26 protein-coding genes are annotated in these 25,582 nt (G+C 59.1%); 14 read left to right on the top strand and 12 right to left on the bottom strand.

Annotation, left to right across the window (positions count from 1 at the left end):
• Nucleotides 1-211 precede the first annotated feature (211 nt).
• Complete coding sequence (gene lepB / locus AC0QKW_RS25735) at nucleotides 212-817, bottom strand: signal peptidase I (protein WP_473153975.1); 606 nt, start codon at nucleotides 815-817, stop codon at nucleotides 212-214.
• Between the two features lie 173 nt (nucleotides 818-990).
• Entirely contained in the window at nucleotides 991-1,983 is a 993-nt protein-coding gene (locus AC0QKW_RS25730; protein WP_473153974.1) for a cysteine synthase A, read from the bottom strand.
• 156 nt (nucleotides 1,984-2,139) lie between these two features.
• Here AC0QKW_RS25730 and AC0QKW_RS25725 point away from each other — a divergent pair, with 156 nt between their 5' ends.
• From AC0QKW_RS25725 to AC0QKW_RS25715, 3 genes are all read left to right on the top strand, one after another.
• Nucleotides 2,140-2,946, top strand: a complete 807-nt coding sequence (locus AC0QKW_RS25725) for an HAD-IA family hydrolase (protein ID WP_473153973.1) — start codon at nucleotides 2,140-2,142, stop codon at nucleotides 2,944-2,946.
• Nucleotides 2,947-3,020: 74 nt separating this feature from the next.
• Entirely contained in the window at nucleotides 3,021-3,650 is a 630-nt protein-coding gene (locus AC0QKW_RS25720) for a TenA family protein (protein ID WP_473153972.1), read from the top strand.
• Nucleotides 3,651-3,867: 217 nt separating this feature from the next.
• Nucleotides 3,868-5,010, top strand: coding sequence for a TRAP transporter substrate-binding protein (locus tag AC0QKW_RS25715; protein WP_473153971.1), 1,143 nt, complete (start codon nucleotides 3,868-3,870; stop codon nucleotides 5,008-5,010).
• A 13-nt stretch (nucleotides 5,011-5,023) separates the two neighbouring features.
• On the opposite strand, the gene AC0QKW_RS25710 is transcribed toward AC0QKW_RS25715, so the two are convergent.
• The 4 genes from AC0QKW_RS25710 to AC0QKW_RS25695 are packed head-to-tail and all read right to left on the bottom strand — an operon-like array spanning nucleotide 5,024 to nucleotide 8,341.
• Entirely contained in the window at nucleotides 5,024-6,034 is a 1,011-nt protein-coding gene (locus tag AC0QKW_RS25710; RefSeq protein ID WP_473153970.1) for an adenosine deaminase, read from the bottom strand.
• A gap of 51 nt (nucleotides 6,035-6,085) precedes the next feature.
• Nucleotides 6,086-7,420 carry a TRAP transporter large permease gene (locus AC0QKW_RS25705; protein ID WP_473153969.1) on the bottom strand — a complete coding sequence of 445 codons (1,335 nt, stop codon included), beginning with the start codon at nucleotides 7,418-7,420 and terminating at the stop codon, nucleotides 6,086-6,088.
• A gap of 41 nt (nucleotides 7,421-7,461) precedes the next feature.
• Nucleotides 7,462-8,073 (bottom strand): TRAP transporter small permease subunit, encoded by a 612-nt coding sequence (locus tag AC0QKW_RS25700; RefSeq protein WP_473153968.1) that lies wholly within the window; start codon nucleotides 8,071-8,073, stop codon nucleotides 7,462-7,464.
• 28 nt (nucleotides 8,074-8,101) lie between these two features.
• Nucleotides 8,102-8,341 (bottom strand): hypothetical protein, encoded by a 240-nt coding sequence (locus AC0QKW_RS25695; protein WP_473153967.1) that lies wholly within the window; start codon nucleotides 8,339-8,341, stop codon nucleotides 8,102-8,104.
• Between AC0QKW_RS25695 and AC0QKW_RS25690 the strand changes: the two genes are divergently transcribed.
• The 5 genes from AC0QKW_RS25690 to AC0QKW_RS25670 all read left to right on the top strand — a co-directional run bounded on the left by AC0QKW_RS25690 (nucleotide 8,340) and on the right by AC0QKW_RS25670 (nucleotide 13,728).
• Complete coding sequence (locus AC0QKW_RS25690; RefSeq protein ID WP_473153966.1) at nucleotides 8,340-8,879, top strand: hypothetical protein; 540 nt, start codon at nucleotides 8,340-8,342, stop codon at nucleotides 8,877-8,879. The genes AC0QKW_RS25695 and AC0QKW_RS25690 overlap by 2 nt on opposite strands.
• Before the next feature lie 180 nt (nucleotides 8,880-9,059).
• Nucleotides 9,060-10,790 (top strand): helicase HerA domain-containing protein, encoded by a 1,731-nt coding sequence (locus AC0QKW_RS25685; protein ID WP_473153965.1) that lies wholly within the window; start codon nucleotides 9,060-9,062, stop codon nucleotides 10,788-10,790.
• Nucleotides 10,791-11,090: 300 nt separating this feature from the next.
• Entirely contained in the window at nucleotides 11,091-12,176 is a 1,086-nt protein-coding gene (locus tag AC0QKW_RS25680; protein ID WP_473153964.1) for a protein kinase domain-containing protein, read from the top strand.
• A 212-nt stretch (nucleotides 12,177-12,388) separates the two neighbouring features.
• Nucleotides 12,389-12,805, top strand: coding sequence for a hypothetical protein (locus AC0QKW_RS25675; RefSeq protein ID WP_473154027.1), 417 nt, complete (start codon nucleotides 12,389-12,391; stop codon nucleotides 12,803-12,805).
• A 140-nt stretch (nucleotides 12,806-12,945) separates the two neighbouring features.
• On the top strand, nucleotides 12,946-13,728 hold the full coding sequence (locus tag AC0QKW_RS25670; protein ID WP_473153963.1) for an SDR family oxidoreductase: 783 nt from the start codon (nucleotides 12,946-12,948) through the stop codon (nucleotides 13,726-13,728).
• A 133-nt stretch (nucleotides 13,729-13,861) separates the two neighbouring features.
• On the opposite strand, the gene AC0QKW_RS25665 is transcribed toward AC0QKW_RS25670, so the two are convergent.
• The 3 genes from AC0QKW_RS25665 to AC0QKW_RS25655 form a co-directional block, all read right to left on the bottom strand.
• The gene (locus tag AC0QKW_RS25665) at nucleotides 13,862-14,026 is read right to left on the bottom strand and encodes a hypothetical protein (RefSeq protein ID WP_317035591.1); all 165 of its coding nucleotides are present in this window, start codon (nucleotides 14,024-14,026) and stop codon (nucleotides 13,862-13,864) included.
• Nucleotides 14,027-14,210: 184 nt separating this feature from the next.
• The gene (locus AC0QKW_RS25660; protein WP_473153962.1) at nucleotides 14,211-14,687 is read right to left on the bottom strand and encodes an SH3 domain-containing protein; all 477 of its coding nucleotides are present in this window, start codon (nucleotides 14,685-14,687) and stop codon (nucleotides 14,211-14,213) included.
• A 76-nt stretch (nucleotides 14,688-14,763) separates the two neighbouring features.
• On the bottom strand, nucleotides 14,764-16,284 hold the full coding sequence (locus AC0QKW_RS25655; protein ID WP_473153961.1) for an AAA family ATPase: 1,521 nt from the start codon (nucleotides 16,282-16,284) through the stop codon (nucleotides 14,764-14,766).
• A gap of 270 nt (nucleotides 16,285-16,554) precedes the next feature.
• Here AC0QKW_RS25655 and AC0QKW_RS25650 point away from each other — a divergent pair, with 270 nt between their 5' ends.
• The 4 genes from AC0QKW_RS25650 (at nucleotide 16,555) to mnmA (ending at nucleotide 20,423) form a co-directional block, all read left to right on the top strand.
• Nucleotides 16,555-17,580: an ABC transporter ATP-binding protein gene (locus AC0QKW_RS25650; RefSeq protein ID WP_473154026.1), complete on the top strand. Its 1,026-nt coding sequence runs from the start codon at nucleotides 16,555-16,557 to the stop codon at nucleotides 17,578-17,580.
• Nucleotides 17,581-17,586: 6 nt separating this feature from the next.
• The gene (locus AC0QKW_RS25645) at nucleotides 17,587-18,501 is read left to right on the top strand and encodes an ABC transporter permease (RefSeq protein WP_473153960.1); all 915 of its coding nucleotides are present in this window, start codon (nucleotides 17,587-17,589) and stop codon (nucleotides 18,499-18,501) included.
• A 148-nt stretch (nucleotides 18,502-18,649) separates the two neighbouring features.
• A complete protein-coding gene (locus tag AC0QKW_RS25640; protein ID WP_473153959.1) occupies nucleotides 18,650-19,009 on the top strand; it encodes a hypothetical protein in 360 nt (119 codons plus the stop codon).
• Nucleotides 19,010-19,310: 301 nt separating this feature from the next.
• The gene (gene mnmA / locus AC0QKW_RS25635; protein WP_473153958.1) at nucleotides 19,311-20,423 is read left to right on the top strand and encodes a tRNA 2-thiouridine(34) synthase MnmA; all 1,113 of its coding nucleotides are present in this window, start codon (nucleotides 19,311-19,313) and stop codon (nucleotides 20,421-20,423) included.
• Nucleotides 20,424-20,621: 198 nt separating this feature from the next.
• On the opposite strand, the gene AC0QKW_RS25630 is transcribed toward mnmA, so the two are convergent.
• The 3 genes from AC0QKW_RS25630 to rsfS form a co-directional block, all read right to left on the bottom strand.
• Nucleotides 20,622-21,584 (bottom strand): asparaginase, encoded by a 963-nt coding sequence (locus AC0QKW_RS25630; RefSeq protein WP_473153957.1) that lies wholly within the window; start codon nucleotides 21,582-21,584, stop codon nucleotides 20,622-20,624.
• 47 nt (nucleotides 21,585-21,631) lie between these two features.
• Nucleotides 21,632-22,120, bottom strand: a complete 489-nt coding sequence (locus AC0QKW_RS25625; RefSeq protein ID WP_473153956.1) for a CGLD27 family protein — start codon at nucleotides 22,118-22,120, stop codon at nucleotides 21,632-21,634.
• 120 nt (nucleotides 22,121-22,240) lie between these two features.
• On the bottom strand, nucleotides 22,241-22,693 hold the full coding sequence (rsfS, locus tag AC0QKW_RS25620; protein WP_473153955.1) for a ribosome silencing factor: 453 nt from the start codon (nucleotides 22,691-22,693) through the stop codon (nucleotides 22,241-22,243).
• Nucleotides 22,694-23,026: 333 nt separating this feature from the next.
• On the opposite strand from rsfS, the gene AC0QKW_RS25615 reads away from it, so the two are divergent.
• Both AC0QKW_RS25615 and AC0QKW_RS25610 read left to right on the top strand, forming a co-directional pair.
• Nucleotides 23,027-24,427 carry a coiled-coil domain-containing protein gene (locus tag AC0QKW_RS25615; protein ID WP_473153954.1) on the top strand — a complete coding sequence of 467 codons (1,401 nt, stop codon included), beginning with the start codon at nucleotides 23,027-23,029 and terminating at the stop codon, nucleotides 24,425-24,427.
• Nucleotides 24,428-24,674: 247 nt separating this feature from the next.
• The gene (locus AC0QKW_RS25610) at nucleotides 24,675-25,466 is read left to right on the top strand and encodes a M15 family metallopeptidase (RefSeq protein ID WP_473153953.1); all 792 of its coding nucleotides are present in this window, start codon (nucleotides 24,675-24,677) and stop codon (nucleotides 25,464-25,466) included.
• The last annotated feature ends 116 nt before the right edge of the window (nucleotides 25,467-25,582 follow it).

Genomic DNA, 25,582 nt, shown 5'->3' with positions numbered 1-25,582 from the left:
AGCAACGCTCAGAAATGGCCAGCCTAGCTCCACAGCATAGAGGTCTGATTAAACCCTAGGTGACTATATTAAGGTTCCCTGAATAAGCCCCAGAAGATTTAAGTATTCCTACCTTCCGCCTGTGTATAAGGCTTGGCTGTACGAGCTAGGTTTCTAACCTCCAGCCCCTGCAATTCTTGTTCGTACCGGAACTGATACGTCGTCCCCGGTCTCACTCGCTGATCAGTCCCAGCCGATCTGGGGGCCAAAACCGCACTACAGCGCGCCCAATGATATTTTCCTGGGGCACAAACCCCCAAGAATGGCTGTCATAGCTGCTGTTGCGATTGTCGCCCAGCACTAGATAAGACGCTGGAGGCACTTCTTCAGGCCCCCACTGGTAGTCGGGGGGAGCTTTGATATAGGGTTCGGTGAGCACTTCGCCGTTGCGAATGACCTCGCCATCGCGCACTTCGACCACATCGCCTGGCAGGCCGACGATGCGCTTGATAAAGGCATCGCGCCGCTGCCCCGGCGGGGTGAGGCTCTCAGGGGGCCAAAACACCACGATATCGCTGTGGTCAGGGGGGTTGAAGTTGTAGCTGATTTTTTCGATCACCAGGCGATCGTTAATTTGCAGAGTGGGCTCCATCGAGCCCGAGGGAATGTAGCGCGCCTCTGCCACAAAATGCCGAATGCCCAGGGCCAAAATCACGCTCAGCCCAATGGTTTGCAGACCTTCTACCCAGGGGTTAGGCTGGGGAGGTTGCTGTTTCGCTGCGCTCGACTGAAGCGCAGCATCGGCCGGTAGCGAAGACTTATCAGACTGGTCAGTCACAGGTGTATCCCCGGAAATAGAGATAAAAATGGGCTCAAAAGGCCCTGAGGGCGACGCCAAATCAGGATCATACCCGCTGGGTCTGTCCTAGTGTAATCGATCTGTTCTGCAACCATGCGCCTGGGGTAGACAGTTCCCTAGGCCTGGGAGAGAGCCTACCCTGGGCCAGATTTCTAAACTAGGGGGGCCAGTTCCTCAGACCAAAGATTCTTACTTTCGAGCCAGGATTGGCTATAAATGCGCGACTGGTAGCGCGAGCCACTGTCGCACAGCACCGTCGCAATGGTGTGGCCGGGGCCGAGCTGCTGGGCCAGCTTGACCGCCGCTGCCACGTTGATGCCCACCGACCCACCCATAAACAGACCATCTTTGTAGAGCATCTGGTAGATGGTGCGCAGGGCCTCGGGGTCGGCAATTTGAATGGCATCGTCAATGGGCACTCCTTCCATATTGGCGGTGATGCGGCTGTTGCCAATGCCCTCGGTGATGGAGTTGCCCTCAATGGTGACTTCACCAGTTTTGATGTAGCTGTAGAGGCCACTGCCCATGGGGTCGGCCACCACGCAGCGAATAGCAGGGTTTTTCTCTTTAAGAAACATCGCCACGCCAGCGTAGGTGCCGCCAGTGCCCGTTGCCGCCACCCAGCCGTCGACGGTGCCCTCGGTCTGAGCCCAGATCTCAGGGCCGGTGGTTTCGTAGTGGGCCAGACGGTTGGCCAGGTTGTCAAACTGGTTGGCCCAGATGGCGTTGTCGAGGTCAGCGGCAATGCGGCCCGAGAGCTTGACATAGTTGTTAGGGTCGCGGTAAGGCACGGCGGGTACGGTGCGCACCTCGGCCCCCAGGGTGCGCAGCAGGTCGATTTTCTCTTGGGACTGGGTGTCGGGAATGACGATCAGACAGCGGTAGCCCTTGGCATTGCAGATGTGGGCCAGGCCAATGCCGGTGTTGCCTGCGGTGCCCTCGACCACGGTGCCGCCGGGTTTGAGCAGCCCCCTGGCTTCGGCATCTTGAATGATGTAGAGGGCAGCACGGTCTTTGACGGAGCCGCCAGGGTTGAGAAACTCTGCCTTGCCGAGAATGTTGCAGCCGGTGGCCTCGCTCGCGCTGGGAATGCGAATCAGGGGCGTGTTGCCCACCGTGGCGACAAAACCGTTTTTGATATCCATGCCTTTCGTAACCGTTGACAACAGCCTGCTGCGCGGCACCCGGTTCCACTCGCCTAGCCCGCACAGAGCGCCTCTTCATCCTAAGGCGAAACGGCAGGCTTCTCGGCTAGAATCGTTGTGCTCTGGTTGTTTTTTGGTTGCCCTTGGGGAGGGTACTTGGCTGCGATCGCCCCCAATAGAGGATTCTACGCCCGCCCGAGGAAAACCCTTGAGGCGCTGATTTTTGATGTCGACGGCACTCTGGCTGAGACCGAGCGCGATGGCCACCGAGTCGCCTTTAACCAGGCCTTTACAGAATTTGGCCTGCCCTGGCACTGGCCGATAGGCCTCTACGGACAGCTGCTGCGGGTGGCCGGGGGAAAAGAGCGCATTCGCTACTATCTCAACCGCTATCAGGCCAAGTTTCAGGCCGAGGATGTGGATGGCTTGGTGGTCGCTCTACATCAGGCTAAGGCCAAGCACTTTCAAGCCTTGGTCGAGGGCAATGTGATTCCGCTGCGGCCTGGGGTGCGGCGGCTGATTGAGGCAGCTAGAAAAGAGGGCATTAGACTGGCGATCGCCACCACCAGCGCCAAAGACAGCGTCATCCCGCTCCTAGAGCAATTGCTGGGGCCAGGCTCGCCGGGCTGGTTTGAGGTGATCGCCGCTGGCGATATGGTGTCGGCCAAAAAGCCTGCCCCCGATATCTACGAACTGGTCATCCAGACCATGCAGCTCACCCCGGCCACCTGCCTAGTTCTCGAAGACAGTCAGCAGGGGCTAGAGGCCGCGATCGCCGCTGGGCTCCCCACCGTGGTCACCGTCAACGACTACACACGCGACCACAATTTCAAAGGTGCTTGCCTAGTGATCAATCACCTAGGCGAACCCAACCTGCCCTTCGAGGTCATTCAGGGCGATACGGCCCAGGCCTACTATTTCTCCCTCGATCTAGCCCAGGCGCTCCTGCCCTCTCGGCCATAACTTCCGTGGCCGCCCCGGTACGGGCGCACAGCAGTGCGCCCCTTCCCCAACCATTCCATTTACCCCCATTCCCCATGTCCCTCTCCCACCGTCTCTGGCAAGCTAACCAAGACCTCGCCAACGCCTGCCTCGATCATCCCTTTGTGCAGGGCATTGGCGACGGCACCCTACCCAGGGGCAAATTTGCCTACTACGTGGGCCAAGACGCCTTCTTTCTCGAAGCCTTTGCCCGCGCCTATAGCATCGCCGCCGCCAAAGCACCTACCTGGGAGGCATTTCAGGTGTTTCACCAGCTGGCTGACGGCGTGCTAGCCGAGCTCAACCTGCATGGCCGCTACGCTCAGGAGTGGGGGGTAGATTTGGCCCAGGTGGCCCCTGGTGCCGCCACCCGCCGCTACACCGACTTTTTACTCAGCACAGCCTGGAGCCAAACGCCAGGAGAAACGGCGGTAGCCATGGCCCCCTGCATGCGGCTCTACGCCTTTTTGGGCCAGGCCCTGGCCGCCAGCCCCACCCCACCCCATCCCTACAGCCCGTGGATTGAAACCTACAGCAGCGACCAGTTTGAGCCCCTGGCCGCCCAGCTAGAGGCTCTGCTCGATGCTCAGGCGACTGACGGCCCCCCTAGCCAGGCGGCCTACCGCTATGCCATGGACTGTGAGCTAGCTTTCTTTGAAGCGGCCTGGCAGGAGCCAGGAGACTGACCCAAAGGTTGGCGGCGTCGAGTTGAACCCAAAATGAGGATGCCGCTTTTAGACGCATCTTCCTTTAAACGCATCTTACTGGTGGGAGACTTGCTCTAGCGCTGCCCTTTTCTACAAAAGAGGTTGGTTTACGAATTCCTACCAGATCTATTCCTCAGGATAGTTGTGTAAGACAATCGTTCCTACTTTTGGATCGAGGCACCGGGGAATTTAACCTATGAAGCGTCGAGATTTAGTCAAAAACACTGCCTACGGTGCGGCTGGCACCGTTGCCGCCAGTTTAGCCGCCTGCGCCCAGGGGGGTGGCCCCACTGAGGATATCGCCAGCAGCGACGATCTACCCCGCATTGACTGGCAGATGGCCACCAGCTGGCCCGTTGCTCTCGACATCATTTTGGGCGGGGCCACCACCTTTGCCGATCGCATCCGCACCCTGAGCGGCGGCCGCTTCACCATTACCCCCCGCGCTGCTGGCGAGATCGCCCCCCCACTAGAGGTGCTCAACGTGGTCAGCCAGGGGGCGGTGCCCTGTGGCCACACGGCATCGTACTACTACGTGGGCCGCAGCCCGGTGATGGGCTTTGGCTGCGGTGTGCCCTTTGGCCTCACCCCCCAGCAGCAAAACGCCTGGCTCTACGAAGGGGGCGGCTTGGCCAAGCTGCAAGAGTTTTACGCCAGCAAATTTAACGTCATCCAGTTTCCGGCGGGCAATACTGGGGCGCAGATGGGGGGCTGGTTTCGCCGCGAGATCGCCAGCGTCAGCGACCTGGCCGGGCTGAAGATGCGCATACCGGGCCTGGGCGGCCAGGTGATGAGTAGACTCGGCGTCACGGTGCAGACGCTACCAGGGGGCGAAATCTTTCAGGCGCTGCAAACCGGGGCGATCGACGCCGCCGAGTGGGTCGGCCCCTACGACGACGAAAAGCTGGGGCTGAATAAAGTGGCCCAGTTCTACTACTACCCTGGCTGGTGGGAGCCCGGCAGCACCCTGGAGGTGCAGATCAACCTCGACGAGTGGAATAAGCTGCCGGAGGTGTATCAGCAGATGGTGCGCACCGCCGCCTTTGAGGCCAACCTGGAGATGCTGTCGCGCTACGAAACCCGCAACAATGAGGCGCTAGAGCGGCTGATTGCCAGTGGAGTGGAGCTGCGGGGCTTTAGCGATGAAATCATGACCGCTGCCCAGGAGGCCACCTTTGACCTCTACGACGAGTTTGCCGCCAGTGATGCCGACTTTAAGGCGATCTATGACGACTGGCGCGGCTTTCGCGATCGCGTCTACGCCTGGAACAATCTCAACCAAGGGGCCTTTGAGCGCTTCGTCTACAGCAACCTCAAGCCAGGTACCCCAACTGCCTAGGGTTCCCTGGCCCCTAGACTTCGCCCGCTGTGGCGTAGGCCGCTAGCTCCTGCTGGTAGATCTGCTTCTCGGTCTCGTTCAAAAACGAGGCCTTGAAGGAGTTTTCGGCCAGCTGCACCAGGTGGGCCGGGGTGAGCTCCAAGGCCGACTCTACTGCGGCAAAATTTTCGGCCAGGTAGCCGCCAAAATAGGCCGGGTCGTCGGAGTTGACGGTGACGCAGAGGCCCAGATCCATCAGCTGCTTGAGGTTGTGGTGGACCATGGTGTCAAACACGCAGAGCTTGACGTTAGACAGGGGGCACACCGTCAGCGGTATCTGGTGCTCCACCAGGTATTCCACCAGGGCTGGGTCTTCTACACAGCGCACGCCGTGGTCAATGCGCGCCACCTTGAGCAGGCGAATTGCCTCCCAGATGTATTCTGGTGGCCCCTCTTCGCCCGCGTGGGCCACGGTGAGCCAGCCCTCGGCCCGCGCCCGGTCAAACACCGCCTGAAACTTTGACGGCGGATGCCCCAGTTCAGACGAGTCTAGCCCTACGGCGAGAATACTGTCGCCGTAGGGCAGCGCCTGCTCTAGGGTGGCCATGGCGGCCTCGGCGCTGAGGTGGCGCAAAAAGCAGAGAATCAACCCCGCCGAAACCCCCAGCTGAGTCTTGGCATCCAGCAGCGCCTGGGTGATGCCGCTGTGCACGACCTCGAAGGCAATGCCTCGATCGGTGTGGGTCTGGGGGTCAAAGAAAATCTCGGTGTGGCACACCCCCTGGGCGGCGCACCGTTGCAGGTAGGCCCAGGTGAGGTCGTAGAAGTCTGGCTCGGTCTGCAAAACTTGAGCCCCAGCGTAGTAGAGATCTAGAAACGATTGCAGATCTTGGAACTGGTAGGCAGCCCGCACCGCCTCCACCGAGTCGTAGGGCAGGGCAATGCCGTTGCGCTGGGCCAGGGCAAACATCATCTCTGGCTCTAGGGATCCTTCGATGTGGATGTGGAGTTCGGCTTTGGGCAGGGTGACGAGGGGCGATCGCATAGGCTATCTGGGGCTTTAAGCGGTCATTATGGCCCAAGTGGCTGGGGAGGTCTACTGGGCCGATAGCTCTACCAGCCAGCTCACCGTTTCAGGGAACACAATCACCAGCACCAGCACCACCAGCTGAATGGCCATAAACGGCAGCGCCCCCCGGTGAATATCCTCTGTGCTCACCTCCTTAGGGGCCACGCTTTGCAGATAAAACAGTGAGAACCCCACGGGCGGTGAAATAAACGCCGTCTGCAAATTCAGCGCCATCACCACCCCAAACCACACCATGTCCAGCCCCAGGGCCTGGGCGGCGGGCACCAGCAGCGGCATAGCAATAAAGCAAATTTCAATAAATTCTAGAAACACCCCCAGCAAAAAGATAGTGATATTGGCCACCACGATAAAGGTGAGGTAGCCACCGGGCAGGCTCACTAGCAAGTTGGTGATTAGGGTTTTGCCCCCCAGGGCGTCGAACACCAGGCCAAAAAACGACGAGCAGATCAGAATGATCATCACCACCCCGGTGACGATCGCTGTCGAGTGGGCCGCATCCAGCAGCAGCCTGAGGGTGAGGCGACGGTTTAGGGCGGCCAGCCCGCAGGCCCCCACCGCCCCCACCGCCCCCGCCTCGGTGGGCGTAGCCAGACCAAAAAAAATGCTGCCCAGCACCAAGAAAATCAGCACCACGGGCGGCAAAATCGCCTTCACCGTGCGCCTGAGCAGCTCTAGCCCACTGAGCTGTCGCATTTCTAAGGGCAGGGCTGGAGCGGTGCTGGGCTTAACGAAGGCTACGACCAGAACGTACAGGGCATAGCCCCCCGCCAGCAGTAGCCCAGGAATTAACGCCCCCAGGAAGAGATCGCCCACCGATACCCCGATCTGATCGCTCAGCACCACCAGCACCAGACTGGGCGGTATCAGCTGAGCCAGGGTGCCCGAGGCCACGATCGCCCCTGCCGCCAGCTGTTTGTCGTAGCCGTAGCGCAGCATGATTGGCAGCGACAGCAGCCCCATCAAAATTACTGTTGCCGCCACCACCCCAGTGGCCGCAGCCAGCAGCGTGCCCACCAGCACCACCGCCAGAGCCATGCCCCCCCGCAGCGGGCCAAGAACAATGCCCACGGTTTCTAGCAGCTCCTCCGCCAGGCCCGATTTTTCGAGCACCGCCCCCAAAAACACAAAGAAGGGAATTGCCAGCAGGGTGAAGTTTGACATTGTGCCAAACCACAGATTGGGCAACAACAGCAGCCGGGCTGGCTCAAAGGCCCCCACCAGCCAGCCCAGCAGGCCAAACACCAGCCCCGTCCCGGCAAACGAAAAGGCCACCGGGTAGCCACTCAGCAGCAGCACCAAAAAGCCCGCAAACATTGCGATCGCCAACCACTCGTAGCCCATAGCGCTCCCTATTGCGAGACTTGCAGAATTTTGGGGCGAACTCACTCCACTGGCGGTAGCTCAACCTCGGCCACGGGCGACAGCGCCCCCAGGGAATACCCAAACCACACCGCCCAATACTTAATCGCCTGGGAAATGCCCTGCACCAGCAGCAGCCCAAAGGCCACCAGCACCATGCTCTTAATGGGGGCGCGGGGCAGCCCGTTGGCGTCGGGCGACACTTCCCAAGTGCCCCAGGTGCCGTCGGGCAGCAGCCCCCACGATTGCAGTACCGGGTTCACCGTCACCCACAGCCCCAGCACGCAGAAGGGAATCAGCAACAACACCGTGCCCCAGAAGCCAATCATGGCCTTGCGGCGATCGCTCCAGCGCACATCGAGAAAGTCAACCCGCACGTTGGCCCCCTGCTGAAGAATGTAGGGAAAGCTGAGCAAAAAGGTGATGGAAAACAGGTACCACTGCAGCTCGATCAGTCGGTTAGACGACAGCTGCATACCCACAAACCGGCCAATGTAGCGGGCGACAACGTTGTAAAAGCCAGTGGCAATGGTGGCCAGCACCAGCCAGTTCAAAACTGTGCCCAGGGGTCTGATAGCGGCATCAATGGCGATCGCCACCTTGAGTAATCGGCTGACAAAACCAGCATTGCGCACTGGGCAGGCTCCCTATTTAACTCATCAGTCAGGTTGAAATCATGGCTGCCTGATGATACCAAAACCCGTTTTGCTTCAAGGCTTTTATCACAATCTCTCCATTGACAAAATTCATGCCCAAATTCAGTGTGTTGAAATTTTGTGGATGAAGTAAGCTTATCGGCAGGCTACGGGTAACGGTGGCCACAAAACGCAGAATAGCTATACGGTAAGGCCCAATGCAGGCCAGCCCACCACACATGATTTGAAGGTTGAGGAGTAACTCCATGAAAAGCTTAGGGCGTTGGATGGGGAATTTGGCAGGGGCTTCGCTGTTGGCGCTGACGGCTACCGTCGCCGGGTCAGTCCTGGCTCCCGAAGCGGCTGAGGCCCAGGTAGCCTATGGTAGCTATGTGGGCATCGGAGCTGGTGTTGGCGTGACCAACGACGCGGCCACCGGTCAGGGCAGCGGCATGCAAGGGGTGATCGCTGGACGATACCGCCTGCTGCGCTATCCAGTGTCGCTACGGGCTCAGGGCTTTATTTTTGGTGGCGAGTTTGCCTTTGTCCCCACCATCTCCTACGACGTGCCCTTAAGCTGGAACACCGACGTCTATGTAGGGGCGGGTGCTTCCTTTGTGGGTGGCGGCGACAACCCCTCCATTGTGGGTGACAAAACGGCCTTTGTCATTCAGCCCGGTATTGACTATCTGTTCCCCAACAGCAATTTGGTGGCCTTTGGCAACGCTATTTTTGCCTTCGATGCCTACAGCCAGGGCGGCAACATGGCGATCTCCGTTCAGGGTGGCGTCGGCATTCAGTTCTAGAAACTGCGTCACGCTTCCAATCAAGCTCAAAAGCGCCCGTGCAACCCCTAGGTTCACGGGCGCTTTTGTGTAGGGAGGTGTCGAGGCAAAGCGGCAAACCGCAAACCATGAATCCAATACCCTGTTTTCAACCAGGACATATGTATTAAAATCAACTGAACTCACGCAGAGAATTGCCCCATGGAGATGAGTCAGCCGCTGGGATCGGTCATCCAGGGTTCGCTAAGCCAAGGATTGGAGGTGCGACTGCACCCCGATATCTCAGTGGAAGATATGCGGGTGGGCAAGTTTTTGGTGGTGCAGGGGCGGCGATCGCAGTTTTTTTGCATGCTCACCGATGTCACCCTGGGCACCGGCAGCCAGCGCATTTTGGCCAACCCGCCAGAGCCGTCAAACCTGTTTTTGCAGGAAGTTTTGGCCGGGAGCGGCACCTACGGCACGATCAACCTGACGCCAATGCTGATGTTTACGCAGCAGGAGGGGGTGGGGAGTGAGGGGGCAGGAGGGAGGGGAAAGGCCAAGAAGAAAGGGGCCGATAGCAGTTATGGATCGCTGGAGGTGCAGAGCAGTGTCGATGCAGAACTGCTGCCGGTGAAGACGATACCGGCCCACTTTAGCCAGGTGTACGACGCCAGCGATCGCGACTTTCGCATTATTTTCGGCTGGGAAGATGACCCCCATCGGCGCAACTTTGCGATCGGTCAGCCCATCGACATGGAGGTGCCGGTGTGCCTCGATCTCGATCGCTTTGTGGAGCGCAGCAACGGCATCTTTGGCAAGTCAGGCACCGGCAAGTCATTTCTCACCCGGCTGCTGCTAGCAGGGGTGATTCAGCGCCAGGCAGCGGTAAATTTGATTTTTGATATGCACTCCGAGTACGGCTGGGAGGCGGTCAGCGAGGGCAAGCAGTTCAGCACCGTCAAGGGGCTCAGGCAGCTGTTTCCGGGCCAGGTGCAGATGTTTACCCTCGACCCCGAGGCCACCCAGCGGCGGGGCGTGCGCGATGCCCAAGAGCTATTCATCAGCTTTGACCAGATCGATGTCGAAGACCTCAACCTGGTGCGGGGCGAGCTAAATCTATCGGAGGCCAGCCTAGAGAACGCGATCATTCTCCGCAACGAGTTTGGCAAGAGCTGGATCAACCGCCTGTTGACCATGACCAACGAGGAAATTCAAGAATTCTGCGAGACCAAGATGGGTAGCAAGTCTTCCATCATGGCCCTCCAGCGCAAGCTGACGCGGCTGGCCGACATTAAATATATGAAGGCCGCCAGCGGTACCAACTACATCACTCAGATTCTCGCCGCCATTGACGAGGGCAAGCATGTGGTGGTGGAGTTTGGCTCGCAGTCAAACATGCTGGCCTACATGCTGGCCACCAACGTGATCGCCCGGCGCATCCACGCCAGCTACGTCAAAAAAGCCGATCGCTACCTCCAGACCAAAAATGTAGTAGATAGACCTCGCCAGCTGATGATCACCATCGAAGAGGCCCACCGCTTTCTCGACCCAGCCACGGCCCGGCAGACCATCTTTGGCACCATCGCCCGCGAAATGCGGAAGTACTTTGTCACCCTGCTGGTGGTGGATCAGCGGCCCTCGGGCATCGACAACGAGGTGATGTCGCAGATTGGCACCCGCATCACCGCTCTACTTAACGACGAGAAGGACATTGACGCGATTTTCACTGGGGTGTCGGGGGGGCAGAGCCTGCGATCGGTGCTCGCCAAGCTCGACTCTAAGCAGCAGGCGCTGGTGCTGGGCCACGCGGTGCCCATGCCCGTGGTGGTGCGCACCCGTCCCTACGACAGCACCTTCTACGCCCAGGTGGGGGCCACCCCCTGGGAAGAACTCCCCGACGAAGCGGTGTTTAAAGCCTCAGAAATGGCTCGGGCCGATCTGGGCTTTTAGTGCGGGGCTAGCCCCCCTAGGAGCAGTAGAACAGCCCCCGCTATACTTTGGGAACGGCTGAAGTGGCGGACTACACAGTTTCCTCGCCAGAGTCTAGATAGGCTCGGTTATTAGGCAAGCTGGGCCAACCCTTGGGCTGGTGGCACCACTATTTTTTGGGGCGATCCCTATCCTGAGATAGACGTTAGCTTGATCGCCGAGGTGTATTTTTTGACCCTGATGGGCTGCCACCCGATAGGCTAGCGATTAAACTGGGGATAAGCATCTTCCCCTCTTTTGAGGTTAGGACAGATAGACACTATGGCCAATCCACCAGAGCAACCCCTCGATCGCGCGGCTAATTCAGAAATTATCAAGTATTACCAGTCGCACCAGTTGTTTCGCGATCGCTACCGGGTGATCAAAAAAATTGGTCAGGGGGGCTTTGGGGTTACCTACTTGGCCCAAAATGCAACTTTGCCCGGTGAGCCCTACTGCGTCATCAAGCAGCTTTGCCCCAAGTCCACCAACGACCTTTCCCTAGAGCGGGCTAAGGTGCGGTTTCGTCGAGAAGCTCGGGTGCTGGCTAATCTGGGCAGCCATTCCCAGATTCCTCAACTGCTCGACTACTTCACCTCCGGTGACGAGTTTTACCTGGTGCAAGACTACATCCACGGTGAAACCCTGGCCCAGGAGGTGCGGCGGGTGGGGCGTCTCACCGACGCCCAGGTCAGATATTTTCTCAAAGAAATTATTCCTGTAGTGCGGTTTATCCACCGTAACCGGGTGGTTCACCGCGATATCAAGCCGCCAAATATCATTCGCAGTGAGCGCGATCGCCGCCTAGTGCTGATCGACTTTGGGGCTGTACGCGAGTTTTTGTCCGATATTGACGACGAAGCTGGGGGGCAGTCGCCCGCCACTCAGTTTGTGGGCACTCCTGGCTTTGCTCCGCCAGAGCAGCTGGCCCTGCGCCCTTGCTACGCCAGCGACATCTACGCCCTGGGCATGACCTGTCTATACCTGCTCACGGGCCGTACCCCCATCGAGTTTGAGCAAGACCCCCAAACTGGTGTGATTCGCTGGCATCACACCGTCACCGTCAGCCCCCACCTCATGAAGGTGATCGACAAAATGCTGATGCCCGATGCCCAAGATCGCTACCTCTCAATCGACGAACTCGAGCGGGCGCTCGACCTAGAGGCCCACTTCGATACGCTCTCAGACTGCATGAATACTCAATATGCCTCGCCTCAGTCGGTCGAGGCCGAAGCACCACTGCCTCCAGATGGCTATCTGACCCCCATCCAACGAGAGGCCCGAGCGATTCGCAACTGGCGGCTAAAGCGATCGTTTCATCGTGGCCAGCCGGGCCACCGCCCCGCCGGGCCAGTGTCTCTACCCTAATATCCGCCGTATCTGCCTTGCTAGAGCATGATTCACCGGAGTTGCCCAGCCAAGGTATCTGGTTGGGATGATGGCGGGCTGACCTAGACAGGCGTCCTCGGCATTGGCCTGGGCAATAGAGTGAGATAATAGGCCTAGGTCAGGCCTGGAGGGCCATGGTGCCTGAAAGCCCAGCCCCTCGCCTGCCCCTAAACCTGATTGAGAAAGCCCCTATGACCCTAGCTGAGCAGCTCATTCGCATGGCAGAAGACGAGCTGACGGAGTACAGCACCGACGCCCGCAAAATAGAGAAGCTGCGCCGCAAGTTTAGCTTCGCTGTGCCCTATCCCAAGCAGGGGGCAGTGCGGGCAGAGGTGGCGGCCAGCATTCCCAACAATTTTCTCGCCAAGCTGATCGAAGAAAATCGCCAGACCGTGGCGCTCCCCTTTTGGGGCATTGGGGGGCTAGGGCTGCTGTTGGGTATTGCCGGACGGCAGCCGCTTGACTTGATTGCTACCGGTATCGGGTTTTACGTGGCCTTTCAAGTGCAAAAGTGGGGTTGGGAGCTTCAGGCCAAGCGCCTAGTGCTGCAAACCCTGGATGAAATTGACGCCAGCGTAAAAAATCCAGAGCCTGAGATCACGCCCTAGGCCAGCCCTTCGCAGCTATTCTGTCAGGGGCATCTGAAGATTGTCCCGGCAGAATAGCTGCGATCGCCTAGCGCTGCTGTCACCCAATCTGGTGCCCCTGACCAAACTCTGCCCTCCTACTCTTCACAGTTCTGACCGCCATGACCGTCTCGATCGCCAACCAAACCGTTCTCATCACCGGGGCTAGCAGCGGCATTGGTGCCGCCTGCGCACGCTACTTAGCCCCCACCGGAGCCAGGCTGATCTTAGCCGCCCGGCGGTCTGAGCCGCTCCAAGTCCTGGCCGAAACCCTCCAGCAACAGCACCCGGTGGAGGTGCTGCCCCTGGTGCTCGATGTGCGGCACCGAGAGGCGGTTGAGGCGGCGATCGCAGGTTTGCCCGACCCCTGGCAGGCGATCGACATTTTGATCAACAATGCCGGGCTGAGCCGAGGGCTAGACAAGCAGTACGAAGCGCCCATCGAAGACTGGGAAGCCATGATCGACACCAACATCAAGGGGCTGCTCTACGTCACCCGCGCCGTGGTGCCGGGCATGGTGCAGCGGCAGCACGGCCACGTGGTGAATATCGGGTCGATCGCCGGACGGCAGACCTACCCCGGCGGCAGCGTCTACTGCGCCACCAAGGCTGCGGTAAGGTCGCTCTCAGAAGGGCTCAAGCTCGACCTGGTAGGCACCCCAGTCCGCGTTACCAATATCGACCCTGGCCTGGTAGAGACCGAATTTAGCCTGGTGCGCTTTGGCGGCGATGGCGATCGCGCTAAGGGCGTCTACCAAGGCATGACACCACTTACCGGTGACGACATCGCCGACGTAATTTTATTTGCTCTCACCCGCCCGGCCCACGTCAACATCAGCGATCTGCTGCTCATGCCGACCGACCAGTCGTCGGTGTTTCACGTTCACCGCCGCCCCGAGGGCTAGGGGGGCGAGAACGCCCTATATAGCTAGCCTCAAGTAGGGGCATTACAGTGCAATGCCCCTACCAGGTATCGGTTTCAAACCGGGGTTGTGTCAGTCGGGTTGGGTATCAGTGCCAATCTCAGGCAAGCGAACTCTACAGAAAATGGTCGATGGCTACGGCTGAAACTGCTGCGAAGGCCGTGATGGCCAGCCCCGTCAGCGGATTTTGCCCCTGGGCAACAGCAAAGGATGTAATCACGCCAGCCCCAAGGGCCGCGATCGCCACGGAGCCAATCCAGTCTTTTTGTAGGTTATGCATTGGGTGTAAAGGCAGGATATGTAGAGCAATCAGGTCGCAGGGGCCGCAGTAACTGCGTACCCAACCCTAGGGACGGGTTACTTTTCAGACCTAACGCTATCACCCAGACCAAAGCCAAATGAGCAGGCCCCGAGGAACTGATACTAAGCTTAAGGGTCAGTTAAATTTGTTAACATTCGCCCGATCACTCGGTGCGGCGGGTGTTGCCTGCCTTTACCCAGCCCTCTTGGCCGTTAGACACTACCCGCACCTTGACCCAGGCCTGATCGGCGGGTTCTTCGAGCACTACAACAGCTTCATTGACATCCACCCCGCCCACCTGGGGAAACTCAACCCCTGGGCCTTCACGCATGACCAGGCCGATGGGTTGTGCCACCACAGCACTGTAGCTGCCGGGTTCTAGGGCAACGTCAGGGGGAGGCGGCTCAACGGTTGGTGCTGCCTCTGGGGGTGGAGCAACCTGGGCCGCTGGATCGGTCGCTGGCGAAGCCTCAGGCGGTGGGGCCGAAGGCATCTCGTCGCCGTAGAGCGGTATGGGCGGCAGCACCGAGAGGCGGCCCATGAAGTAGCGGGCCGTAGCCACCCCCGCCATCGAGAGCAGCACCAGGGCGATCGCAATGCCCAAAATCAACTTTGACAGGCCGATAAAAAATCCCTTCATGGACGGTAGCGGGCCGGATGATAGGTTTACAGCTTGCTAATGGTACAGCACCCCTGCCCGATCGGCATCGGGCCAGCTAATCGGTCTCGGGGAGCGAGGGGCGCAGCCGCCCGTCGAGGTCGCTGCGGGATGCCATGCGGGCTTTGCCCGCCGCCGCCCAGGCCTGGAGAGCCTCGATTTGATCCTGGGCGGTACGGGCCAGGGGCACCATTTCGCTGGCGGCGGCAAGAATGTCGTCGGTGGTAAAGTCACGGTTTTGGCTAAAGCCCAGGTGCATGGCTTCAACGATCGCCTGCTCGATCTCCGCCCCCGAAAACTCTGGGGTTTCGTAGGCCAGCCGGACAGTGTCAAAACTCTTGAGGGTGTGGGGCCGCAGCCGCGACAGGTGCACCTCAAAGATGGCCTGGCGATCGCCCTGGTTGGGCAAGCCCACAAAAAAGATCTCGTCAAAGCGGCCCCGGCGCAGCATCTCCGGTGGCAGAGTCTGAATGTTGTTGGCAGTAGCCACCACAAACACTGGCGAGGTCTTCTCCGCCATCCAGGTGATGAAGGTGCCAAAGACACGGCTGGCGGTGCCCGCGTCGCCCCGGCCATCGAGCCCACCAAAGGCTTTGTCGATTTCGTCAATCCACAGCACGCAGGGAGCCAGCGCCTCTGCCAGCTGAATCATCTGCCGGGTGCGGGCCTCAGACTCACCCACCAGGCCACCAAACAGCCGCCCCACGTCGAGGCGCAGCAGGGGCAGATGCCAGTGGTGGGCGATCGCCTTGGCGGTCAGCGATTTGCCAGTGCCCTGAATGCCGATCAGCAACAGCCCGCGAGGATGCGGTAGCCCGTACTGGCGAGCTTTTTCTGAAAATGCGGCCCCGCGCTTGAGCAGCCAGTCTTTGAGGTTGTCGAGGCCGCCGATATCGGCAATCTGCTCTCGGGCGGGGCAGTAGTCTAGAATCTGCGTTTGGCGAATACTCTGGCGCTTTTCGTCGAGAATCAGGTCTAGATCGGCGGGGGTAAAGCTGCCGTGATCGGCGATCGCCCGCGCCAGCACCCGTCTGATGCGCTCTAGGGAAAGCCCCTGGCAGGTGCGCACCACCTCATCGAGCATGGCCCCCGGCAGGTCAGCATTGGTGGCCGCCAGCAGTTGCCCCACCGCCTGGCGAATGGCAGCAGCGTTGGGCAGCGTAAACTCTAGCACCGTCACCGTTTCGCCCAGCTCGTCAGGAATCGTGATCTGGGGCGAAAGAATGATCAGGGTCTTGGGCTGGGCGCTGAGGCGACGGGCCAGGTTGCGCAGCTTGCGAGAGATGGCAATGTCGTCGAGAAACCGATGAAAGTCGCGCAGCACAAACACCGCCGGGGCCGTAGCGGGCAGTTTTTCCACTAGCTCTAGGGCCTGTAGGGGGTTGCGCTTGCCAAAGCCCGCGTCATTGAGGTTGCCCTGGTAGCCATCGACAAAATCCCAGGTGTAGAGGGCCCGGTTGCCCTGGGCGGCGGCACAGGCGGCAATGTCAGACTCGGCCCGGTCTTCTTCAGCCGTAGCGATGTAGATAATCGGGTAGCGGGCGCGAATCAGCAGGCCCAAGTCTTCGATAAAGCTCATATCAGCGCAACTCAGTAAGTCCCAAAGACAATTCTGGCAACAAAAATACCGAAGAATTTGGCTTTCTCCCCAGGACGCAGGCCCTGTGCCCTTACATGGGATGATCTTCTTGCCCAGAAATCTCCCAAAATCTCTCTGGCTCCAGCCTATCGGATCTTCTCCCCCTCTACTCTCTGAGCCGGCACCAAAACTGGCCTGCTCGCCCCCGGCTCGGTAGAGTTCTGTAGAATGACAAAGGTAGACACCAATACAGTTGGGGATCCTCTACAGATGGGCGCAGCGGTATCGATTCAAAACCTAAAAAAGTCCTACGGATCGGTGGCGGCGGTGCGCGATGTGTCGCTCACCATTGAGCCCGGCGAAATTTTTGGTCTGCTGGGGCCAAACGGGGCGGGCAAAACCACTACCATTCGCTGTCTCTGCACCCTGGCCACCCCCGACAGCGGCACCCTAGAGGTGATGGGCATCTCGGCGCTCGACCAGCCCCGGCTGGTGCGCCAGTATCTCGGCTATATCGCCCAGGAGGTAGCCCTAGACAAGGTGCTCACCGGGCGCGAACTGCTCCAGCTCCAGGCTGCTATTTACCACATGCCCAGGGCGGTCTCGGGTCGCCGCATTGACCAGATGATCGACCTGCTCGAGCTGGGCGACTGGGCCGACAAAAAGACGGGCACCTACTCGGGAGGCCTGAAAAAACGGCTGGATCTGGCCCTGGGGCTGCTGCACCAGCCCGACCTACTGGTGCTCGACGAGCCCACCGTGGGCCTCGATATTGAGACGCGATCGGCGGTGTGGACGTTTTTGCGGCAGCTGAAGGCGGCGGGCACCACCATTTTGATCACCAGCCACTACCTCGAAGAAGTCGACGCCCTGGCCGATCGCGTGGCCATCATCGACCAGGGCAGGGTCATCGCCTCGGGCACCCCGAGCGATCTAAAAGACAAAATTGGGGGCGATCGCATCACCCTGCGCCTCCGCGAATTTACCCCCGACGACGAAGCTGCCGCAGCTCAGCGCATGCTGGCAGAGCTGCCCTTTGTGCGCGAGGTGATCGTCAACGAGGCCCAGGGCAACTCGCTAAACCTGGTGGTCGATCGTCAGCCCGACGTGCTGCTGACCGTGCAGCAGGCCCTCAAGACTGCCGATCTGCCCGTGTTTGGCATTGCCCAGTCGCGCCCCAGCCTCGACGACGTGTACCTAGCCGCCACGGGCCGCACCCTGATGGATGCCGAACTGGCCGCCGTAGGCCAACGCGATTTAAAGCAAGAGAAAAAGCAAGCGATGAAGGGAGCCTAGACCACCATGAGTACTACCATTCCCACTGCACCCGCTAACGGGGCTGCCCCCAGCCTGCACAATGCCGATCTCAAAGCCTGGAAGGCCGACCTGGTGAAAACCCAGGGGCTGGTCTCGGGAGCCTTTTTGCAAGAGACCCTGGCCATGACCCGGCGGCTGTTTATTCAGCTTCAGCGCCGCCCCACAACGCTGGTGGCGGGGGTGATCCAGCCATTAATCTGGCTAGTGCTGTTTGGGGCGCTGTTTCAGAATGTGCCCGAGGGGTTGTTTGGCGAGAGCCGCAACTACGGCCAGTTTCTAGGGGCGGGCATCATTGTCTTTACGGCCTTTGGCGGGGCGCTGAATGCGGGTCTGCCGGTGATGTTCGATCGCGAGTTTGGCTTTTTGAACCGGTTTTTGGTGGCACCTCTGGCCTCGCGCTACTCGATTGTGGTGGCGTCGGCGCTGTTTATCGCGGCGCTGAGCCTGGTGCAGACGGCAGCGATTCTAGCGCTGAGTGCGGTGCTGGGGGCGGGTCTGCCCAGCCTGCCGGGGCTGCTGCTGGTGCTGTTTATTGTCATGACCCTGGTGCTGGGGGTGACGGCGCTGAGTTTGGGCCTCACCTTTGCTCTGCCGGGCCATATCGAGCTAATCGGCGTGATTTTTGTCACCAACCTGCCGCTGCTGTTCTCTAGCACCGCCCTGGTGCCGCTGGAGTTTATGCCCGGCTGGCTCCAGGTGGTGGCGAGTCTCAACCCGCTGACCTATGCGATCGAGCCCATTCGCTACGTCTATCTGCACCCAATTTGGAGCCTGGGCAGCACCGTGTTACAAACTCCCTTTGCGGCAGTGTCTCTCGGGGCTTGTCTCGGGGTGCTGGTAGTCTTTTGTGGGCTGGCCCTGGCGCTCATTCAGCCGCTGCTGCGTCGCCGGATTGCCTAGGCGTCTCTGATGTTCCACCTAGACAGCTGGCTGGGGCAACATCAGCGATCTCAAGGTTAGCCACTACAATGGATGTATAGAAAGTCTTCTAGGCTGGCTTTTTTGTTTTGTTTATGCCTTTGTTCTTTTGGTGTCAAGGAGTGCTCCGATGAGTTCCCCCCTTCAAATGGTTCGAACCGCAGCTGCTTTGGCTACCCTTGGGTTTCTAGCTCTTGCTCCAAGTGCCCAGGCCCAAACGGCAAGTACTGACCCCACTCAGGCTCCCCGCGTCAATGCCGCCGAGGGGTTTGGCAGTGCTGATACCAATCCCAACAGTTTTGGCGGCGGCATCAACCCCTTCGACTTGATTCACCGGGCCACTCTGCTCAACGGCACCAGCATGGAAGATTTTAACCGCCTACAGCGGGGGCATATCAACACTGAAGCCGCCAACTTTCGCCAGCTTCAGCAGGAGGCTCTACAGCGGCAGCAAGCCCAGCCCCTAGAGCCTGCCGGAGAAGCTGAATAGTTCGGCTAGATTTGCTTAGGTAGAGAGGGTTTCTAGTGCCGAGTATCAGCCTGATGCTCGGCACTAAAGCTTATTTTCTAAAACACATGGCAGCATAGATACTCTCGCCGTTTGGTGTCTGCCCGACGGAACCAATGCTAGGTGCTCAACTGGCTCAAGGCCGTGAGCTAGAATAGGAAGCGGCCTAATTTTCACTGGACATTTCTCATCTGGGGCTGTGGGTTGTGCGATCGCACGGCCTTTTATCTATTTATTTCTTTAGCAGTTCATTTTCTACAGGCGTAGGCACAGCAGTTTGGCCATGGCAAAAATTGTAGTCGGGCTCTCCGGCGGCGTAGACAGTTCAGTAGCGGCGGCCACCCTGCATCAGCAGGGCTATGATGTTGTGGGCCTCACCCTGTGGCTAATGAAAGGCAAGGGTCAGTGCTGTTCTGAGGGCATGGTCGATGCCGCCAAGCTCTGTGATGAGCTGGGCATTCCTTACCACGTGGTTGACAGCCGCGAGGTGTTTGAGCGCGAGATTATCAACTACCTGGTAGAGGGCTACGGCACTGGCATCACACCTTTGCCCTGCTCCCAGTGCAACCGGGCGGTCAAGTTTGGGCCGATGTTGCAGTATGCCAAGGCAGAATTGGGGTGCGATCGCATCGCCACTGGCCACTACGCCCGCATCACCCACAACGATGAAACAGGTCGGTACGAGCTGCGCCGCGCCGTTGACCCCAGCAAAGACCAGTCCTACTTTCTCTACGACCTCACCCAAGAGATTTTGGCCCACTGCGACTTTCCCCTAGGTCATCAGACCAAGGTCGAGACCCGCCGCATTGCCGCCGAGCTGGGTCTGCACACCGCTGCCAAACCCGATAGCCAAGACCTGTGCTTAATCGAGCATCACGGCTCGATGCAGACCTTTTTGGATAAATACCTAGCCCCCAAGCCCGGCGACATTGTCGATACGGCAGGCCGCATTCTCGGCCAGCATACCGGCATTCACCACTACACCATTGGCCAGCGCAAAGGCCTGGGCATTGCTGCCGCCAACCCCCTCTACGTGGTGGGCTTTGACCAGGGCAAAAACCACGTAATTGTGGCCGATCGCAGCGACGCCCATTGGCCCGACTGCACCGTACAGCGGGTCAATTGGGTCTCTATGGTCGCCCCAGCAGAGCCACTGCCCGTGTCAGTACAGATCCGCTACCGCAGCGAGGCGGTAGGCGCGACGCTGATCCCTCTGGAGCCGGAGAACCCGACGGGGCGGGTGAGGCTGGTGTTTGACGAGCCGCAGTTTGGTGTCACCCCCGGCCAGGCTGCCGTGTGGTACGACGGTGACCGAGTGCTGGGCGGCGGGCTGATCGAGACGGCAGTAGAACCCGAGCGGCCTGCTCCCATCCCGGCTATGGTTCATCTGAGCTAAGGAAATCTCTGGAAAAGAAGATACCCCCATGTAGGGGCGCAGGGCCTGCGCCCTTTAAAGGCAGCGAAATCCTTGGAGCTTTTCTTTGTCAGAATTGTCCTTATACGAAGTCCTATCTGTATACGCACAATTTGTAGGTGCATTGCAGTGCAATACGCCCTACCAGGCGATTTTGAATCGTAGGTATGTGATTTGGAATTAATACATCATCGGCAGATCGCCGACTACGTCTAGGCGAGTGAATTTGCCAAGTTCCATGTAGGTTTCGGCCAGGGTGTCAGCAACGGTGGGTGAGATCCAGCCGAGCTGGCGGAGGGTAAAGATGGCGGTGGCATACTTGGCCCGCCGCGCGCCGTCGACCACCTTAATCGAGACGCCCAGCCCCTCACCCACCCGGCCAATGCACTGAATGCCCTCGGCTCCCGACTTACTTACCAGGGCACCGTTGGTCAGCTCCATCAGGGTGGTGTCAAAGCTGTCGGGGCCACCCACCAGGTTGGGGTGGCTGGTCATGGCTCGCACAATGCGCTCCATATCGAGGTTGCTACCCGACGACAGCATGGCAAACAGCACCGCCATCTGGCTGAGTTGCATAAAGTAGGTGGGAGCACCGCAGTCGTCGTGGGCGCAGATAAACTCGTCGGGGGGCATGCCCAGCAGCTCTGAGACGCGGCCCAAAATCAGCTTTTGTACCGGGTGGTTGCGATCGAGATAGCTCTCTAGGGGCCAGTTGCGCTGCTGACAGATCGCCAGCATACCGGCATGTTTGCCCGAGCAGTTGTGCTCTAGAGGGCTTTTTTTGCCCGGTGGGATGGGGCAGCGCAGGGCCGTGGGGTCGAGGTCGGCCTGCCAGAGAATGTGAAACGCCTGACGGGTTTGCTCGATGGTTCCCTGGTGGGAGCCGCACATGATGGCCAGATCGCGATCGTCGAGCCGGTAGCGCTCTAGCGCCCCTGCCGCCGTCACCGCCAGCGCCTGAAAGGGCTTGAGGGCAGAGCGAATAAAGGTGCCCAACTCGCTATTGCCCGCCACCGATAGGGTGCGCCCCCGGTTGTCGCACACGGCCACGTGAGCCAGATGGTTAGACTCTACAATGCCTTCTCGCAGCAGCTGAATCTCTAGCTCTTTAGTTTGGTGCCGACTAACCCGACTGCTGGTCATAGGGAATGCTCTGGAAGGTGAATAGAGTGAGTGAGGCTGGTGAGCCCTCAGGCCCGAGGCCAGGCGATCAGGCCTAGGGCTAATAGCAGCGCAATCACCCCCAGGGTGCGGCGAATGCGGCGCAGCACCGGCTGCACCTGGTAGTCTACGATGAGGCGATCGCGGTTGGATACCTCTTCGGGCTTAACCCAGAGCTGGCCATCGTACCAGCCAGATTCTTCGTAGGGCACCGTGGTTTGTCGCAGCCGTCCACCCACGTGGGCCCAGCCTACATAGAGCTGTAGCAGGGTCAGCATGGGCAGCACGAGCGCCCCCATAGCAGCACTCAGGCCAAAGGTGACTGGATGTTTAGCAGGAACGAAGCTGGCTGCCGCCATTGGCCCTGCCACAGCCCAACCAACCAACCACAAAATGACGACTGGCTTGAGGTAACCGGTCAGATCACGACTGCCCCAGCCATAAAACCAGGACTCTCGCACATCTTGATATTCGTTGATAGGCTGTTGTTCAGCCGGTACCGGACATCGCTGAGGCATTGCCACCGACACTGCGAAAATCTAGCTCTAGCCTAAACGAATTGCCCACCAATAGGAATCATTTAGCAATTTTTGTGGGGCAATTGGGGGGCGATTGACGAGTCTGGAATGGGCTTTGACCTAGAACTGGGAGGGGCTAAAGTGCTGGCCTGAAGGCTGGTAGACAATCTGGTTAGCATGGCCCCAAAAGGCCTCTAGGTCGTAGAAATCTCGGGCTTCGGGCATAAAAATATGGGCAATCACCTCGCCGTAGTCCATGACGATCCAGGTGCCTTCACCCTGCCCCTCGACCCGCAGCGGACGGCGGTGCCAATCGGCTTCAAGGGTGGCTTCGATAGAGCGAGTGATGGCCCGTACCTGCACCGCCGAAAATCCTGTGGCCACTACGAAATAGTCAGCCAGATACGACACATCCCCCACCTGCAAAATTGTGATGTTGCCAGCTTTGCGTTCGTCGGCAGCGGCAGCAATGGCGTAGGCCAGATTGAGAGCGTCTTGGTCTACTGAGGCAGCAGGCGCGGCATCAATGGCATTGGTAACAGCAGCAGGCTGGAGGGGGAAGGACTGGGTCATAAGCAAGGCAGTAGGGGATAGCGGCAAAGTACGCCAGCGATCTCAAGTGAAGGTAGACTCCCTTCTTCGCTGTACATCTATTGTAGGGGATGACCCCGAGGGCATGCAGAGTCGAGATTGGCTCTGGTCATAAACTGTTTCATAGGCAACTCAGTTCATAGGCAGTCCAGTCAGGGCAAAGTTGCAGATCATAAACTGGGAGCAGCGTATATCATTAATCGTCGATTGCACTGTAAGGACTGCTGAGGCGAGGTAGCAGATGGGTTTCTGCCCCTCGGGCACAGATGCCGTATAGCTCGTCTTTTAGTTAGTTCTACCGGGGAATAAGTAACCATGCCTCAACTTACGCAAGGTCTGATTGTTGCTCTCTTAATTGGGCTGCTGCTAGCGGTGATCGTGGGTTATTACCTGCGCCAGGGACAGGTCAATGAGCTAACCGAGGCTCTGCAGCAAAGTCAGCGCCATCAAGACGATTTAGAAGACCAGCATGAGCAGCGGTTGCGCGAGGCCACCGAGCAGCTGCAACGGGACTACGAAGTCCTTCTGGCCGAAAAAATGGAGCAGTATCAGGCTCAGATGGATGCTCAGAGGAGCCAGCTTGAGGCCGAGTATCGATCTCGCCAGGGCCTTGTGGAGGAAGCTTCTCCGGCGGTGGTAGACGGCACGGTCGAGCAACGCATTCGCAAGCAGTACGAAGCCCGGCTCAAAGAGGTGGCGGCTAAGGTACAGCAGGCCTATGAGCAGCACTTGCAGGCCAAGCTGGTAGAGGTGCGATCGCAGATCCAACAAGAGTACGACCAACGTCTGGCCGAGGCACTTCGCGCAGCGATCCCTTCAGAAACCGCCTATTACCAAGACCAGGCCCAACTGACCCAAACGACCAGCAGCGTTGGCCTGGGAGCACTGATGCCCGAATTGTCCACCACCGATGAAAGCGTTGATCTAGCAGCATTAGAAGCTCGTCTTCAAGCGGAGTATGACCAGCGCCTAGCCGAACGCATTGCCGAGTATCAAGACGACATGGCCCAGCGCCTGGCTCAGATGGAGCAAGACTATGAAGCGCGGGTACAGCTCACCGCTACGGCGACCCCGTCCTCAGAGGCGGCATCGATCTCGGTCGAAGAGCTAGAGCTAAACCTGCGACGAGAGCTAGAGGAAGCTCTGCGAGCAGAGTATGAGCAAAAGCTAGCCGAGAAGATCGAGCACTACCAGGATGAGCTGACCCAGCGTACCCAGGAGCTAGCCCAGAGCTACGAAGCCCGTCTGGAGCTCATGCAGGCTAGCGCCCCCAGTGAGAGCCCTCTAGGGGTTGAACCTGAGGAGCTAGATTTAGATCAGGCGATCGCCGCCGCCAACGAGATCGCCCAAGCAGCTGGGGCCACCACGGGTTTGAGCAGCGATCTAGAGATCGACCAGCCCCTAGCACCCGCCCCGACAGACCCTGGCGATCTGGAGTTGGCCGCACTGCTAAATGACGAGCTAGCCAGTGACCCAGGTGATCTAGCCCTAGATGCGAGTTTTGATGCGAGTGCCCTAGACCCGAGTTTTGATGCGAGTGCCCTAGACCCGAGTTTTGATGCCGACCCCCTAGACTCAAGTTTTGGGGCTGGTGCCCTAGATTCGACTTTTGATGCTGACACCATCGATCTAGACGCCCTGCTCAATGCCACACCCCCTGAAGCCACCTCAGACGACCTGCTAGATAGCCTGGACGATATCAGCGACCTCAGCTAACTGCCAAGCCTAGGTGACTTGCCTGCGACGAGGTTTATTGTTTGCACCATAGAACGCAACTCCAGGGTCTTGTACCCAGTCCTGCTTAGAAACTCCCGATTCGGCAGAGTGCATGTCATGCGCCCCTAGAATTTGGCCTTTGGGGAACCAGGATTATGGGATTCAGCTAGCGGGGCAGTTGGATGACACGATAGGACTCTCGCAGGCCATAATGGGTTGAGTTTTGACGGGTTTCTAGCCAGCGACTATGCCCCCCATTGATGACATTCCTCAAGCTGCTCGCGATGTGCCTCTGTACGATGCAGCACCACCATTGTGGCTCCGTCGTACGCAGCGGCTGCGCCGCATTGTTGGATTAGCCCTGTTGGCTCTGGCGGCGGGGGGCATCGTGGCCTGGTACCAAACTGCCCAGTTTTCTTCGACAGAGTTTACTCGGCCCTTTGAGGCCATGGTCAATCGACCGTCTGAGGCAGTCGACGGCACTGGTACTACCCCCACAGATCTCGATCGCGCCGTGCAGCTAGCCCCCTCCAGCCGGGGTCTACTGCTGGGCCATCGCGCCTTTGCTGAGGCTCCAGAAGATGACCTAGTCGCCCTCAGCGCCAATAGCAGCATTCGCCTGCGTAGTGCCGCCGCCGCCGAGTATGAGGCTATGGCCCAAGCCGCTGCCCAGGAAGGCATTCGCCTAGCGCCGCTCTCAGGTTTTCGCTCCCAGGCCGAACAGGAGACGATTTTCTTCAATCTCAAAGCCCAGCGGGGCCAAGACGCCCAAACCCGCGCAGAGGTCAGTGCCCCCCCAGGCTACAGCGAGCACCATACGGGCTACGCCGTTGACGTGGGAGACGGCGACCAGTCGGGCACCCACCTCGATGAAGGCTTTGCTGATACCCGCGCCTACCAGTGGCTAGATGCCAACGCCGTGCGCTACGGCTATGAGCTGTCGTTTCCGCCCGACAACTTTCAGGGGGTGGCGTTTGAGCCCTGGCACTGGCGCTTTGTAGGCGATCGCACCAGCCTAGAGACCTTTTACAGCGAGTAGTCCTTTAGTGGTGGCCTTATCGCAGTGCCACAACTAAAGATTAGGGCTTACGTCGATTGGGTGGAACGAGGCAAAACCCAGCAGTAGTGAGTCTTGCTGGGTTATGCTGTCGCGCC

The sequence above is a fragment of the Pseudanabaena sp. PCC 9330 genome, from assembly GCF_055795045.1.
Note: the sequence above shows the minus strand (reverse complement) of the source record. Positions and strands in the feature narration are given on the sequence as shown.